This window comes from Bradyrhizobium lablabi, assembly GCF_900141755.1.
Lineage (GTDB): Bacteria > Pseudomonadota > Alphaproteobacteria > Rhizobiales > Xanthobacteraceae > Bradyrhizobium > Bradyrhizobium lablabi_A.
Genome location: NZ_LT670844.1, coordinates 1,344,049 through 1,359,351, shown reverse-complemented (window position 1 = coordinate 1,359,351; position 15,303 = coordinate 1,344,049). Strand labels below are relative to the sequence as shown.

General features: G+C 63.8%; 10 protein-coding genes. All 10 read left to right on the top strand.

Annotated features, from left to right (window positions below):
* Positions 1-115 precede the first annotated feature (115 nt).
* Entirely contained in the window at positions 116-1,261 is a 1,146-nt protein-coding gene (locus B5526_RS06520) for an ABC transporter substrate-binding protein (RefSeq protein ID WP_079537477.1), read from the top strand.
* Between the two features lie 136 nt (positions 1,262-1,397).
* Positions 1,398-2,273 (top strand): branched-chain amino acid ABC transporter permease, encoded by an 876-nt coding sequence (locus B5526_RS06515; protein WP_079537476.1) that lies wholly within the window; start codon positions 1,398-1,400, stop codon positions 2,271-2,273.
* Positions 2,270-4,051 (top strand): branched-chain amino acid ABC transporter ATP-binding protein/permease, encoded by a 1,782-nt coding sequence (locus B5526_RS06510; RefSeq protein WP_079537475.1) that lies wholly within the window; start codon positions 2,270-2,272, stop codon positions 4,049-4,051. The genes B5526_RS06515 and B5526_RS06510 overlap by 4 nt, the downstream gene beginning before the upstream one ends.
* Positions 4,051-4,779, top strand: coding sequence for an ABC transporter ATP-binding protein (locus B5526_RS06505; RefSeq protein ID WP_079544739.1), 729 nt, complete (start codon positions 4,051-4,053; stop codon positions 4,777-4,779). The genes B5526_RS06510 and B5526_RS06505 overlap by 1 nt, the downstream gene beginning before the upstream one ends.
* Positions 4,780-4,794: 15 nt before the next feature.
* Complete coding sequence (locus tag B5526_RS06500; RefSeq protein WP_079537474.1) at positions 4,795-5,880, top strand: malate/lactate/ureidoglycolate dehydrogenase; 1,086 nt, start codon at positions 4,795-4,797, stop codon at positions 5,878-5,880.
* 53 nt (positions 5,881-5,933) lie between these two features.
* Entirely contained in the window at positions 5,934-6,710 is a 777-nt protein-coding gene (locus B5526_RS06495; protein WP_079537473.1) for an HpcH/HpaI aldolase family protein, read from the top strand.
* 176 nt (positions 6,711-6,886) lie between these two features.
* A complete protein-coding gene (locus B5526_RS06490; RefSeq protein ID WP_079537472.1) occupies positions 6,887-8,410 on the top strand; it encodes a UxaA family hydrolase in 1,524 nt (507 codons plus the stop codon).
* Positions 8,411-8,585: 175 nt separating this feature from the next.
* Positions 8,586-11,861 (top strand): DUF2126 domain-containing protein, encoded by a 3,276-nt coding sequence (locus B5526_RS06485; RefSeq protein WP_079537471.1) that lies wholly within the window; start codon positions 8,586-8,588, stop codon positions 11,859-11,861.
* Between the two features lie 25 nt (positions 11,862-11,886).
* Positions 11,887-14,427: a circularly permuted type 2 ATP-grasp protein gene (locus tag B5526_RS06480; RefSeq protein ID WP_079537470.1), complete on the top strand. Its 2,541-nt coding sequence runs from the start codon at positions 11,887-11,889 to the stop codon at positions 14,425-14,427.
* Positions 14,424-15,302, top strand: coding sequence for a transglutaminase family protein (locus B5526_RS06475; RefSeq protein WP_079537469.1), 879 nt, complete (start codon positions 14,424-14,426; stop codon positions 15,300-15,302). The genes B5526_RS06480 and B5526_RS06475 overlap by 4 nt, the downstream gene beginning before the upstream one ends.
* Position 15,303: the final 1 nt, after the last annotated feature.

Sequence of the window (15,303 nt, the reverse complement as noted above, 5' to 3'; positions counted from 1 at the left end):
CAAGTTCACCCACGAGATGAAATCCTCTCGATATCAATTTACTCCGGGCAAGAGAGCCCGTAGATACGCACTCAAGAAAGGCCGGCAGGACAAGCCCGGCCTCAGGGAGGAATGGATGAAGTTTTCGAGACGCGAGTTCACAGCAGGCTTGGCCGTTGGTATCACCGCACCTTACGTGATCGGCAGCGCCCGCGCGCAAGCCGCGACCATCAAGATCGGGATGTGCGTGCCGGTGACCGGCCCCGCCGCCGAGCAGGGATTGTGGGCGCAGAACGGCGCCAAGCTGGCGCTCGCGGCGGTCAACAAGGCGGGTGGCGTGCTCGGCAAGCAAGTCGAGCTCGTGATCGAGGACGATCAGACCACCAATCCCGGCATCGTGCTGGCGTTCTCGAAGCTGGCGGCGCAGGACGACATCGTCGGCTTCCTCGGCTCGATCCGTTCGACCCAGGTCCATGCGATGGCGCCGGACGTCTTGAAACTCGGCAAGCCGGTGATGATCGGCGGCACCGATCCGACGCTGACGCATATGGGCAATCAATGGCTGTTTCGGTTCCGCCCCAATGACAGCTATTCCGGCCGCGTCATCGCCGATTACGGCGTCAACACGCTGGGCAAAAAGAAATGGGCGATCGTGCATTCGACCGACGCCTTCGGCACCGCGGGCGGCAAGGCACTCGCCTCGGCGCTGGAAAAGCTCGGCAACCCGGCCGTGCTCGATCAGGGCTATGCCAACCAGAGCCAGGATTTTACGCCGGTCGTGCTCGCGGTGAAACAATCCGGCGCCGACATTCTCGGTACTTACTTCACCTTCGAGAACGACCTCGGCATTTTCGCCCGCCAATTGCGCCAGCTCGGCGTCACCATTCCCTGGGTGGGATCGCCCTCGGTGGTCGCGGTTTCATCGACCAAGCTCGCGGGTCCGGCGCTGTTCGGCACCTATGGCGTTGCGGACTATGCGGAAGATTCCAGCGACGCATCGAAGGCGTTCGGCAAGGCCTATCGCGAAGCTTATAAAACCGCGCCGGACAACCAGAGCGCCTGGCCGTATGACGCCATCACCATCCTGTCGGCGGCGATCAACAAGGCCGGCTCGACCGAGCCCACAAAGATCCGCGAGGCGCTGCTTGCCATCAAGAAGACCCCCGGTGCCGAAGGCGAGTATAATTTCGATGCGAACGGCGATGGTCTTCACGGCTACAATGTCGTGCGAAACGAAAAGGGCACGATCGTCTACGACAAGCACATCGACTTCAACGATTGATCGCTTTCGCAGGCTCCCTTCAAGCGAAGGGGGCCTGCGTGCTTTCGATCAGCGGCGCTTCGCGTTGCCGTCGCACCACGGCAGCCCAAGCCCTCGCCAAACGAGGTCCAAAACTTTCTCCTGACCGGGCGTTTCCATGGATCTAGCGCTGCAATTGTTGTTCACGGGTATCGGCATCGGCGCGGTCTATGCGCTGGTCGCGCTCGGTTTCGTGCTGATCTTCCGCGCCACCAATGTGGTGAATTTTGCCCAAGGCGAATTCTCGATGGTCGCGGCGTATCTGATGGTGGTGTTCGCCGTCGATCTCGGCTGGCCGTACTGGCTGTCGTTCCTATTGGCGCTGGCCGGCATGGCGCTGCTCGGCGCGATCTTCAATCTCGGGGTTTACTATCCGCTGCGCCATCGCACGTTCTTGCCGGTCATCATCGCGACCATCGGCGCGTCGATTTTGATGGCCAATTCCGTGCTCGCGATCTATGGCCCGCAGCCGCAGGTGCTGGAAGGGTGGTTCGAGACCCCGGGCATCCAGCTCGGGCCGGTCTATCTCGACAGCCAATACTTACTGATCATCGCGGTCACGGTCGTGCTGGTGATCTTCAATTACTGGTTCTTCGAGCACACGATGTTGGGCAAGAAATTGCAGGCGACCTCGCAGGACAAGGAGATGGCCTCGCTGCTCGGGATTTCCGTCTCCACCATGATCATGATCACCTTCATCTATTCGGCCGTGCTCGGCGGCCTCGCCGGCATCCTGGTGGCGCCGGTGCTGTTCGTCTCGATCCAGATGGGATCGACCATCGCGCTGAAGGCGTTTGCCGCCACCATCATCGGCGGCTTCGGCGACGTCGCCGGCGCGATCATCGGTGGACTGGCGCTCGGCATCATCGAAACCTTTGGCGCGGCCTATATTTCAGTGCCCTACAAGGACGGTTTTGCCTTCCTGGTGCTGGTGCTGTTTCTGGTGTTCCGGCCGCAGGGCATTTTCGGCGAACGCGTCGCGGAGAAAGCATGAGCGCCCCCAGCGACAACATGCCGATCGCAGCCGCCGTGCCGCGCGGAAAACCGCTGCTGCTGCGCCATCTGCCGTATTTTGTCGGCGCCGCGATCGCGGTCGCGCTCGCCGCGACCATGCGGTTCGACGGCTACATCCTCAACATCCTGATGGAAGCGACGACGTTTGCGATCGCGGTGTTCGGTCTCTCCGTCGTGCTCGGCCTGTGCGGGCAGATCAACCTGGCGCAGGCGGCGTTTTTCGGCCTTGGCGCCTATGCGGTAGGCCTAGGCACTGCCGACTACCATCTCAGCTATTGGCTGTGTCTGGTCGGCGGCTGCATCGTCGCGCTGCTGGCCGGCGCGCTACTGGGCATGTCGACGCTGCGGCTAGGCGGGCATTATCTCGCCATGGTGACAATCTCGTTCCAGCAGATCGTGACGCTGGTCATGATCAACACCATCTGGCTCACCCATGGCCCGGACGGCGTATCGAATATCGGCCGTCCCGCGCTGTTTCAATCGGCGCAATCGTATCTGGCGTTCTGCGTCGCCATGCTGGCGCTGGTCGGCTATATCGTCTGGCACCTGTCGGACACGCGGCTCGGACGCGCCATGCGCGCGGTGCGCGACAACGAGCTTGCCGCAGGCGTCGTCGGCATCGACGTGTTCCGCACCAAGGTATCCGCCTTTGCGCTCAGCGCCGTGCTCGGCGGATTGGCCGGCGGATTGTTCGCCGGCGGGTTCGCCTATGTCAGCCCTGACCAGTTCTCGTTCGCCGAGTCGGTGGTGTTCCTGACGATGTCCTTGCTCGGCGGCGTCGCCTCGCCGATCGGATCGGCGATCGGCACGGGCTTGCTGATCCTGATCCCGGAATGGCTGCGGTTTCTCAAAAGCGTTCCCGGGCTTTATCTTGCGATCTACGGATTGTCGGTTATCCTGATCATCCGTTACATGCCTGACGGCATCTGGGGATTTTTCAATTTTGCCACCGAGCGCTGGCGCAGCGCGACCAAGACGAAGGCTGCGGCTGCAACCCTGCAGCTAAAGCCCGCGACCGTCGGCGGCGACATCGTCCTCGACGTCAAAGGCCTTTCAAAATACTTCGGCGGACTGAAGGCCGTCGATGGCGTCGATATCGCGGTCAGGCGCGGCGGCGTGCACGCGCTGATCGGGCCGAACGGCTCCGGCAAGACCACGACGCTGAACGTGCTCTCCGGCCTCTACAAGGCGACATCGGGCAAGATCCTGCTCGATGGCACCGACATCACCAACATGCCGCCGCATCAGCGCACCGCGGCAGGCCTCGGGCGCACGTTCCAGAATATCCGCCTGTTCCGCTCGATGACGGCGCTGGAGAACGTCGAGATCGGCGCCGAGCGGCCCGGCAATCCGCTGATCGGCGCGGGCGGCGACGACGCTCTGACCGAGCGTGCGATGGAAGCGCTGACCTTTGTGGGCTTGGGGGCCCGCGCCAACGAACTGATCTCGAGCTTTTCCTATGGCCATCAGCGCCTGATCGAGATCGCGCGCGCGCTCGCCGCCAATCCGACCTTGCTATTGCTCGACGAACCCGCGGCCGGGCTGAATTCGAGCGAAAAGCTCGAACTGCATGAGTTGCTCAAGCGCATCGCAGGCCAGGGCCTGACCATCCTGATCATCGATCACGACATGACGTTGGTCTCCGAAGCGGCCCAGCACATCACCGTGCTCAATTTCGGACGCCGCATCGCCGACGGCGAATCCATGGCGGTGCTGCGCCATCCCGATGTCGTCTCCGCCTATCTCGGAACCGAATGATGCCGCTGCTCGAAATCAACGATCTGATCGTGCTCTATGGCGAGATCGAAGCGCTGCGCGGCGTCTCGCTCAGCGTCGATGAGGGCCAGGTAGTCACGCTGTTAGGTGCCAACGGCGCCGGCAAATCGACCACGCTGCGGGCGATCTCGGGGCTCGCAAAACCGGCCGCCGGCGAAATCCTGTTCGACGGCAGATCGATCGCGGGCCTTGGGCCGGAGGCGATTGTCCGGCTCGGCATTTCGCACGTGCCGGAGGGGCGGCGGGTGTTTCCCGGGCTCTCGGTGAAGGAAAACATCATGCTCGGCGGGTCGAACCGACGGGCCGGGAAAGCTGAACTATCTCGCGAGGCCGACGCCATGTTCGACCTGTTTCCGGACATCCGCGCATTCTCCAACGCGCTCGGCTGGACCTTGTCGGGTGGTCAATTGCAGATGGTCGCCGTCGCCCGCGGGCTGATGGCCAAACCTCGCCTGCTGCTGCTCGACGAGCCTTCGTTGGGCCTTGCGCCTGTGATCGTGCAGGCGGTGTTCCGGATCATCTCGGAAATCAGGCGCAACACCACGGTCTTGCTTGTCGAGCAAAACGCGCGCATGGGACTTTCGGTGGCCGACCACGGCTACGTGCTGGAAACCGGGCGCATCGTGCTGGGCGGCAAGCCGGACGAGTTGTGGGGCAATGAAGCCATCGCCGCCGCCTATCTCGGCGGTCATGCCAAGGTAAGTGCCTAGAGGTAAAGACGGACGATGGTCACCATAAAACTTCAAAATCTTATCGACTTCGTGGCGGACGTTTTTGCACACGCCGACTCTTCGCCCGAAGAGGCAAAACGCATCGCAACCTATCTGACAACGGCAAACCTCACCGGACATGACAGCCACGGCGTGATCCGGGTTCCCGTCTATATCCGATGGAAGAAGATGGGTTCGGTCGTTCCCGACCAGATTGCCGAGGTCGTCGTGGATACTCCCTCGCTCGCGGTGGTCGACGGCAAGTTCGGCTACGGCCAGACCGTGACGCCGCAGGCGGTGCGGATCGGCATCGAGAAGTGCAAGAAGGCGGGCCTCGCCGCGATCGCGCTGCGCAACGCCGGGCATATCGGCCGGGTTGGCGACTGGGCCGAGATGGCGGCCGCCGAAGGACTGGTATCGGTGCATTTTGTCAATGCCGCGGGCTCGCTGCTGGTCGCGCCATACGGCGGTGTCGAGAAGCGGCTGTCGACCGCGCCCTATTGCGTCGGCATTCCGCGCCAGGGGCAGGACCCGATCGTGCTCGATTTTGCCACATCGATCGTCGCCGAAGGCAAGGTCTTGGTCGCAAGCCGCGGCGGCAAGAAATTGCCGAAGGGGGCGCTGATCGATGCCGACGGTACGCTGAGCGAAGACCCGGCGGTGCTGTACGGGCCCCACAGCGCGGAAGGACCGCGCGACCACACCAAGGGAACTGGCGCGATCCGCGCCTTCGGCGAGCACAAGGGCTCGGGCCTCGCCTTCATCTGCGAGTTGCTCGGCGGCGCCTTGACCGGCACCGGCGCCACCGCGCCGGACCGGCGTTTTGCCAACGGCATGCTCGCGATCTACATCGACCCGAAGGTTGTCGACACCTCCAATTTCTTCGACGGCGAAATCTCGCGTTATACTGACTTCATCCGGGCGACCAAGCCGGTCGCCGGCGTCGATCGCGTGCTGATCCCCGGCGATCCCGAGCGGAGAATGCGCGCTGAGCGCACCAAAAACGGTGTGCCCTTGCCTGACGATACCTGGGCGGCGATAGTGAACACCGCCCGCGAGGTCGGCGTGAGCGAGGTAAGCATCCAGAGGGCCGTGCAGTGATTTGCGCCGTCGCAATGACGGTGCGTTTGGACAAAACAGGGAAGGAATAAAAAGTGGCAAACAAGGTCAAGGAAGTCTGGGCGTCGGGCAAGGCGGTGGTGAACGCCTGGCTGGCGATCCCATCCGGTTTTTCCGCCGAGGTGATCGCGCAATGCGGGTTCGACAGCGTCACCGTCGACATGCAGCACGGCGTGCAGGATTATCAGTCGATGGTGCAATGTTTTCAGGCGATGCACGGCCATCCGGTGACGCCGATGGTCCGCGTGCCCTGGAACGAGCCCGGCATCATCGGCAAGGTTTTGGACGCCGGCGCCTATGGCGTGATCTGCCCGATGATCAACACTCCGCAGGAAGCGGAAAACCTCGTCTCCTATTGCAAATATCCGCCGCGCGGCACGCGCTCGAACGGCCCGATCCGTTCCGGCATGTATGGTTCGGCCGGCACCTATCAGAAGACCGCCAATGAAGAGATCGTGCTGCTGCCGATGATGGAGACCAAGACCGCGATCGAGAACATGGAATCGATCCTCGATGTCGAAGGCATCAACGGCGTCTATATCGGCCCCTCCGATCTCGGCTTCTCCTATGGGCTGGTACCAAAACTCGATCGCGACGAGCCGGAAATCCTCAAGATCTACGAGAAGATCGTGAGGGAATGCGGCAAGCGCGGCCTCAATCCCGGCATTCATTGCGGCGGCGCCGACGGCGCGGTGCGCGCGATCAACATGGGCTTCAAGCTCGTGACGCTGTCGAACGAAAGCGGATTGATGATGACCTACGCCAAGATGCAGGTCGCGCAGACGCGGAAAGACTCCGGCGGCAAGGCGTAACTTACTTCTCCCTCGCCCCGCTCTTCGCGGGGAGAGGGTTGGGGTGAGGGGCCTCTCTCCCCGGATCCGGTGGTAGCGTTTGACAGTGTGCCTCGCCTCTCACCCGGACTGCTTCGCAGTCCGACCTCTCCCCGTAAAAGAACGGGGAGAGGTAAGAAGAAACAGGAGACACCCCCATGGCCCCAGCTCCCGTCATCCGCCTGCACCCCGACGACGGCGTGCTGATCGCGCGCTCGAGCCTGCCGGCCGGCATGGTCGTGGCCGATGGCGTGACCACGGTCGAGCGGATTCCGGCGGGCCACAAGGTTGCGATCCGCCCGATTGCGACAGGCGAGCCGATCCGCCGCTATGGCCAGATCATCGGTTTTGCGACCGCTCCGATCGCGCCGGGCCAGCATGTGCATACGCAAAACTGCGGCATGGGCGACTTTGCCAAAGACTACGCGTTTGGCGTCGACGTGACCCCGACGCCGAATTTTGACTTGCCCGCGACCTTTAACGGCATCCGCCGCTCCGACGGGCGCGTCGCGACCCGCAACTATATCGGCATCCTCACTTCGGTGAATTGCAGCGCGCATGTCGCCGGCATGGTCGCCGATGTCTTCAAGAAGAATCCGTTTACGCACGACAATCCACTCGCCGATTTCCCCAATGTCGACGGCGTGGTTGCGCTCACCCACAAGACCGGCTGCGGCATGACGCAGGACGAGCCGCTGGCGCTGTTGCGGCGGACGCTCGGCGGCTACGCGCGGCATGTCAATTTTTCCGCAGTGGTGGTGCTGGGGCTGGGCTGCGAGGTCAACCAGATCGGCGGATTGATGAAAGAGCAAAAGCTCGCCGGCCGGCTGCGCGAAATGGAAATCCAGGAAATCGGCGGCACCCGGAAGACGGTGGAAGCCGGCGTCGCCTTCGTACGCGAGGCGCTGACCGACGCGAATAAAGTGAAACGCGAGCCTGTGTCTGCAAGCGAGCTAACGGTCGCCTTGCAATGCGGCGGCTCCGACGGCTATTCCGGTGTTTCCGCCAATCCCGCGCTAGGTGCGGCGAGCGACCTACTGGTGCGCCACGGCGGTACCGTGATCCTGTCGGAAACACCCGAAACCTATGGCGCCGAGCATCTCTTGACCCGCCGCGCGGTCAGCCGCGAAGTCGGCGAAAAACTCGTCGCGCTGATGCGCTGGTGGGAAGAATATACCGCGCGCGAAGGCGCCGAGATGAACGCCAATCCGAGCCCCGGCAACAAGGCCGGCGGCCTCACCACGATCCTGGAAAAATCGCTCGGCGCCATGGCGAAAGCCGGCAGCACCAATCTCGTCGATGTCGTCAACTACGCCGAAGCCGTCACCAAAAAGGGTTTTGTTTTCATGGACACGCCGGGCTACGACCCGGTCGCGGCGACAGGCCAGGTCGCCGGCGGCGCCAACCTCGTCTGCTTCACCACGGGGCGCGGCAGCGTGTTCGGCTGCAAGCCCGCTCCCTCGATCAAGCTCGCCACCAACTCGGCAATGTACCGGCGCATGGAAGACGACATGGACGTCAATTGCGGCACCATCCTCGACGGCGAGGAAACCGTGCAGCAATGCGGCCAGCGCATCTTTGACCTCATGCTAAAGACCGCCTCCGGCCAGCCGACCAAGAGCGAGAGTTTTGATTTCGGCGGCGCCGAATTCGCGCCCTGGGTGCTTGGGGCTACGATGTAAGTGAGCGAATAGCGAATAGGGAGTGGCGAATGGAACTTATTCCCTATTCGCCACTCCCTATTCGCTATTCGCCCTCACTTACGCCACCCCCATAGGCAACCGCTGCCCGTTGTTAGTGCTTGATCCCTGCCGGAACCAGTGTTCTGCTTAAAAAAGCTGCTGGAGTTATCAGCCTGTGTCGATCTTCGTCGCACTACATCACGTTACGCACTACAAATATGACCGTGCGATCGACCTCGGCCCGCAAACCATTCGCCTGCGCCCGGCGCCGCACACGCGCACGCCGATCCTGAGCTATTCGCTCAAGGTCACGCCCTCCAACCATTTTGTAAATTGGCAGCAGGACCCGCAGGGCAACTGGCTGGCGCGCTATGTGTTTCCCGAAAAGGCCCATGAGCTGAAGATCGAGGTCGATTTCACCGCGCAGATGACGGTGATCAATCCGTTCGATTTCTTCGTCGAGCCCTATGCCGACAGTTTTCCGTTCGCTTACACCGGCGATCTCAAGACCGAACTCGCGCCTTATCTGGCGACCATCGAGCCCGGACCGCTGTTTGCAAAATATCTGGCGGAGATTCCGCGCGAGGCGCCGAACACCGTCAATTTCCTGGTCGAGCTCAACGCGGAGCTGCAAAAGAAAATCCGCTACATCATCCGCATGGAGCCGGGTATCCAGACCCCGGAAGAGACGCTTGGCTCGGGCGCGGGCTCATGCCGCGACTCGGCGTGGCTGTTGATCCAGACGCTGCGCCATCTCGGGCTCGCCGCGCGCTTCGTCTCGGGCTACCTGATCCAGCTGCGCCCGGACATCGATCCGCTCGAAGGGCCGCGCGAGGTCGAGAACGATTTTACCGATCTGCACGCCTGGGCCGAGGTTTATCTTCCGGGCGCGGGGTGGATCGGGTTCGACGTCACTTCGGGCATGCTGACCGGGGAGGGGCACATTCCCGTCGCCGCCACGCCGCATTATCGCACGGCGGCGCCGATCTCCGGCGCGGTCGGCTTTGCCAATGTCGAATTCGGCTTCGAGATGAGCGTCAAGCGGATCCGCGAGGCGCCGCGGATCACAAAACCGTTCTCCGACGACTCTTGGGCGCGCCTCGACAGATTGGGCGAGCAAGTCGATGCCGATTTGAAAGCCGGCGACGTGCGGCTGACGATGGGCGGCGAGCCGACCTTTGTCTCTGTCGACGACCTGGAATCGCCGGAATGGAACATCGCCGCGGTCGGACCGACCAAGCGGGCGCTGGCCGATGATCTCATTCGCAAATTGCGGACGCGCTTCGCGCCTGGCGGCCTCTTACATTACGGGCAAGGCAAATGGTACCCCGGCGAAAGCCTGCCGCGCTGGGCGTTCGGCCTCTATTGGCGCAAGGACGGCGTACCGATCTGGAAGAATTCCGATCTGATCGCCAAGATCGAGAACCCGCGCAAAGCGGAAATCGAAGACGCCGAGCGCTTCGCCGAAGGCGCCGCCAAAAAACTCGGCGTCGATGCCGAGTTCATCATGCCGGCGTTCGAAGACCCGGGCCATTGGCTGCAGAAGGAAGCCGCGCTGCCGCCGAACGTCGACCCCAGCGATTCCAAACTGTCCGATCCGGAAGAGCGTTCGCGGATGGCGCGGGTGTTCGAGCAGGGGCTCGACGTGCCCAAAGGCTTCGTGCTGCCGATCCAGCGCTGGAATGCGGATGCCGGCCGCTGGAAGAGCGAGCGCTGGAAGCTTCGCCGCGGCAATCTGTTCCTCACCCCCGGCGATTCCCCGCTCGGCTTGCGGTTGCCGATCGCCTCACTGCCGCACATACCGGCGGAGGAATATCCCTACACCGTCGAGCAGGACCCGCTGGAGCCGCGCGAAGAATTGCCGGTGTATGACGCCACAGCGCAGACCGAGGCCGCGCCGCATCAGGCGGTGCAGGAGCAAAATCTCAAGAGCGGCGGCGTGCGCACCGCGATGTCGATCGAGATCCGCGATGGCATTTTGTGCGCGTTCATGCCGCCGGTGGAGAAACTGGAGGATTACCTGGAATTGGTCACGGCGGTGGAGGCGACCGCCGAGGAAATGCAGATGCAGGTCCATGTCGAGGGCTATCCGCCGCCCTTCGACCCGCGCGTCGAGGTGATAAAAGTGACGCCCGACCCCGGCGTGATCGAGGTCAATATCCAGCCCGCGACAAGCTGGCGCGAGGCGGTCGATATCACCTTTGGTCTCTATGAAGACGCGGCCCAGGTCCGGTTAGGCGCCAACAAATACCTGGTCGATGGCCGGCACACCGGCACCGGGGGCGGCAATCATGTGGTGGTTGGCGGCTCTACCCCGCAGGATTCGCCGTTCCTGCGCCGCCCTGATTTGCTGAAGAGCCTTGTCTTGTATTGGCAGCGGCATCCGTCGCTGTCCTATCTGTTCTCGGGCATGTTCATCGGTCCGACCAGCCAGGCGCCGCGCATCGACGAGGCCCGCCACGATGGCCTCTACGAACTGGAAATCGCGCTCGGCCATGTGCCTCCGCCCGGGATCAAAGCCCCGCTGTGGCTGGTCGATCGGCTGTTCCGGCACATCCTGGTGGATATCACCGGCAATACCCACCGCGCCGAAATCTGCATCGACAAGCTCTATTCGCCCGACGGCACCACCGGCCGGCTCGGGCTGGTCGAATTCCGCGCGCTCGAAATGCCACCGGACCCGCGGATGTCGCTCGCCCAGCAATTGCTGGTGCGGGCCTTGATTGCAAAGCTCTGGCGCGAGCCGCAACAAGGAAAATTCGTGCGCTGGGGCACCACGCTGCATGATCGTTACATGCTGCCGCATTTCCTCTGGGAAGACTTTTTGGATGTGCTCGCCGAACTCAGACAGTCCGGTTACGATTTTTCACCGGATTGGTACGCGGCGCAGCTCGAATTCCGCTTTCCGGTGTTCGGCCGCGTGCACCATGGCGGCGTCGCGCTTGAAGTGCGTCAGGCGCTGGAGCCCTGGCATGTGCTCGGCGAAGAGAACGCGGGCGGCGGCACCGTCCGCTATGTCGATTCCTCGGTGGAGCGGCTGCAGGTCAAGGCGTCCGGCTTCATCGAAGGCCGCCATGTCGTTACCTGCAACGGCCGACGGATGCCGATGACTGAAACCGGCCGCTCCGGCGAAGCGGTCGCCGCCGTCCGCTTCAAGGCCTGGCAGCCGGCGTCGGGCCTGCACCCGACCATTCCCGTACATGCGCCATTGACGTTTGATCTCATTGATACCTGGAACGGCCGCTCGCTCGGCGGCTGCGTCTATCACGTGGCCCATCCCGGCGGCCGCAGCTACGAGACAAAACCGGTCAATTCCTATGAGGCCGAGGCGCGGCGGCTGGCGCGGTTCCAGGATCATGGCCACACCCCCGGCACCATCGATCCGCCGCGCGAGGAACGCACAATTGAATTCCCCTTGACCCTCGACTTGAGGACACAGCTCCTGCATTGAAGAGGGCTGGGCGGGAGAGGCGGAAATGGCGGGACACGCCGGCCAAGGGACGGGTCAGGGATCGGGTCACGGAGGCGGTCAAGGCGCGAGAGCCCGTCCGGGCAACCGGCGGGTGGCGCAGTGGACGCGCGAGTATACGCGGCTGCCCGGCATTCCCGACGAATTCATCGCGCCCGACGGCACGCCGCGCCCGGTCTGGACCCGGTTCTTCGATGCCTTTGCCGCACTGACGCCAGGCGATATCGAGCGGAGGTTCGGATCCGCCGACCGGCATTTGCGGGAAGCCGGCGTGACCTATCGCGCGCCCGGCGACACCGCCGACCGATTGTGGCCGCTGAGCCATCTGCCGCTTCTGATCGACGAGGCCGATTGGCAGCAACTCTCCGCCGGCATCGTGCAGCGCGCCCAATTGCTGGAACTGGTCTTAAGCGACCTCTACGGCGAGGGCCGGTTGGTCGCCGAGGGTGCGATCCCGGCGGCGGCGATCGCCGGCTCTACCGAATATCTGCGCGCGGTCTGCGGTGTCAAACCGCCCGGCGGCCGTTACCTCAACCTCTATGCCGCCGATGTCGGCCGCGGGCCGGACGGGCGCTGGTGGGTGCTGGGCGACCGCACCCAGGCGCCGTCGGGCGCCGGCTACGCGCTGGAAAACCGCCTGGTGCTGTCGCGCGCCTTTGCCGCGCTTTATAAATCGATGAATGTCGAGCGCGTGGCTCCGTTCTTCGAGGCCTTTCGCGATGCCTTGCGCGCCAGCGCCGACCGCGACGAGCCGCGGATCGGGCTTTTGACGCCCGGCCAGTTCTCCGAAACCTATTTCGAACATGCGACGCTGGCGCGCTATCTCGGATTTCTCCTGGTCGAGGGCGACGACCTCGCCGTCAGCGGCGACCGCATCCATATCCGCACGGTAGCGGGCCTGAAGCGGCTCGACGTGCTGCTGCGGCGGGTCGATTCCAACTTTCTCGATCCGCTCGAGCTCAACGCGACCTCGCAGCTCGGCGTGCCCGGCCTGATCGATGTGCTACGCAAGAACGGCGTCGTCGTCGCCAACATGCCGGGCTCGGGCGTGATGGAAGCCCGCGCGCTGCTCGGCTTCCTGCCGAGCCTGAGCCGGCGTTTCTTCGGCGAGGAACTGAAAATGCCGCATATCGCGACCTGGTGGTGCGGCCAGAAGGCCGCGCGCGAGGAAGTGCTGTCGCGGCTCGACAGGGTTGCCATCGAGGGCGCTTACGGCCGCGGCGTTCCCGGTTTTCCGGGCCACGGGCCGGTGCTTGCCAGCGAGTTGCCGGAAAGCGAGCGCGAACGGCTGAAAAACGCGATCAACGATCGCGGCATCGATTATGTCGGCCAGGAATTAGTGCGGCTTTCGACGACGCCGGTGTGGGACAATGGCCAGATCACGCCGCGCCCGTTCGTCTTGCGGGTATTCGCGGCGGCGACGCCCCGCGGCTGGACCATCATGCCCGGCGGCTTTTGCCGGATCGCCGAACAGCTCGACGCCCGCGCGGTGTCGATGGGGGACGGCGCGCGCGCCGCCGATGTCTGGGTGGTCTCGGACAAGGCGGTTTCGACTGCAACCTTGTTGCCGGCGGTCGACAGCGTGCGGATCAAGCGCATCGCCGGCGTGGTGCCGAGCCGCGCCGCCGACAATCTGTTCTGGCTCGGCCGCTATCTCGAACGGGCCGAGGCGACCCTGCGATTGATCCGGGCGCTCGGGATGCAGCGTGATCACGGCAAGGGCGCGTCCACTGCGCTGCATTCGGTCGAGCGCATCCAGCGGCTTCTGGTGACCTGGGGGGCGGCCTCGCAGGCGTCGCGGACGCAAGCGGCGAAAGTCGCAGCCGAAGCGTTGCAGGCCGAGGACAAATTCGGCTCGGCCCTGTCGCTGGTGCGCTCGGCGCAGCGAACCGCGACCTCGTTGCGGGAGCGGTTGTCGCCGGATGCCTGGCAGGTCATCACCGAGATGGCCGAGCGTCTGGCGCAGGAGGTTGAAGACGACGAAAGCGTCGTCAGCGCCGCCGAACTGACGTTGCAGGAACTGGCGAGTTTTGCAGGGCTAGCGCAAGAGAATATGAACCGCGCCGCCGGCTGGCGCTTTCTCGAGATGGGCCGCCGCGCCGAGCGCGCCATCAACACCACGCGCTTCGCGCGCCAGTTCGCTTATGATGAGGCCGGCAACGAGGACCTCGACATCCTCCTGACCTTGGTCGATTGCCAGATCACCTATCGCTCGCGCTATCTGGTCGGTCCGCTGTTGGCGCCGGTGCGTGATCTCGTGGTGCTCGATCCCTATAACCCGCGCTCGGTGGCGTTTCAGGTCACAGCGCTGAACGACCATATCGCGGGCCTGCCGACCCTGAAGGAGGGCGGATTGATCGAGCGTCCGCAACGCCTTGCGGTGGCCCTGCAGGCGACGCTGACGACGGCGGAAGCAACGAGCCTCGATACCAAAACACTGTTCGCGCTGGAACAGGACCTGCTCAACCTCGCCGACGCCATCGGATCGCATTATTTTCCGCATGGGCCCAATGCCAGCCGTCCTGAGAAGCTGACGGGCCTCGCGTGATCTACGACATCCGTCACGTCACGACTTACGGATATGAAAGTCCGGTCAGTTTCGCGCGCTGCTCGCTGCGGCTCGAGCCCAAAAGTGGCGACGGACAGCAATTGATCTCGCACAGCGTCGAGATCCGGCCGCGCCCGGCCGACCGTACCCAGCGGCGCGACTTTTTCGGGACGCTGACCGAGAGCATCCTGATCGAAACCGCGCATCGCAACCTTCGCATCGATAGCCGCTCGCGGGTCTCGGTGTCCCGCCGCGCGCCGGGCCGTACCACGCAGGGGCCCGCCTGGGAAAACGTCCGCGACGTCGCGTTCGCCGCGACCAGTCTCGGGCCGTCGTCGCCGATCGGCTACATTTTTGCGAGTCCGCTGGTGCCGGTGCTCGAGCCGGTCACTGACTACGCCGCGTTGAGCTTTCCGCCGGCCGGTGGCGTCCTTGCCGGCGCGGTCGATTTGATGCACCGGATCCGCACGGAATTCAAATACGACCCGAAGGCGACCGTGATCTCGACGCCGCTCAAGGAGGTGTTCGAAAAACGCCACGGCGTCTGCCAGGACTTTGCCCATGTGATGATCGCAGGCCTACGTGGTCTCGGCCTGTCGGCCGCCTACGTCTCCGGTTATCTCCGCACCATTCCGCCGCCGGGCCGGCCGCGCCTGCAGGGCGCGGATGCAACGCATGCTTGGGTCTCGCTGTGGTGCGGCGAGGGGATCGGCTGGGTCGGCCTCGACCCGACCAACGACCTCGTGGTCGAGAACGACCACATCGAGCTCGCAATGGGACGGGATTTTTCCGATGTCTCGCCGGTCGACGGCATCATCGTCGGCTCGCGCAAGCAGAAGCTCGGCGTCGCGGTGGATGTGCTGCTGGTGGAATGAG

Bases quoted from the DNA above. Each gene is read 5' to 3' on its own strand.
- B5526_RS06520 (WP_079537477.1), top strand. From the start codon at position 116: ATGAAGTTTTCGAGACGCGAGTTCACAGCAGGCTTGGCCGTTGGTATC.
- B5526_RS06515 (WP_079537476.1), top strand. From the start codon at position 1,398: ATGGATCTAGCGCTGCAATTGTTGTTCACGGGTATCGGCATCGGCGCG.
- B5526_RS06510 (WP_079537475.1), top strand. From the start codon at position 2,270: ATGAGCGCCCCCAGCGACAACATGCCGATCGCAGCCGCCGTGCCGCGC.
- B5526_RS06505 (WP_079544739.1), top strand. From the start codon at position 4,051: ATGCCGCTGCTCGAAATCAACGATCTGATCGTGCTCTATGGCGAGATC.
- B5526_RS06500 (WP_079537474.1), top strand. From the start codon at position 4,795: ATGGTCACCATAAAACTTCAAAATCTTATCGACTTCGTGGCGGACGTT.
- B5526_RS06490 (WP_079537472.1), top strand. From the start codon at position 6,887: ATGGCCCCAGCTCCCGTCATCCGCCTGCACCCCGACGACGGCGTGCTG.
- B5526_RS06480 (WP_079537470.1), top strand. From the start codon at position 11,887: ATGGCGGGACACGCCGGCCAAGGGACGGGTCAGGGATCGGGTCACGGA.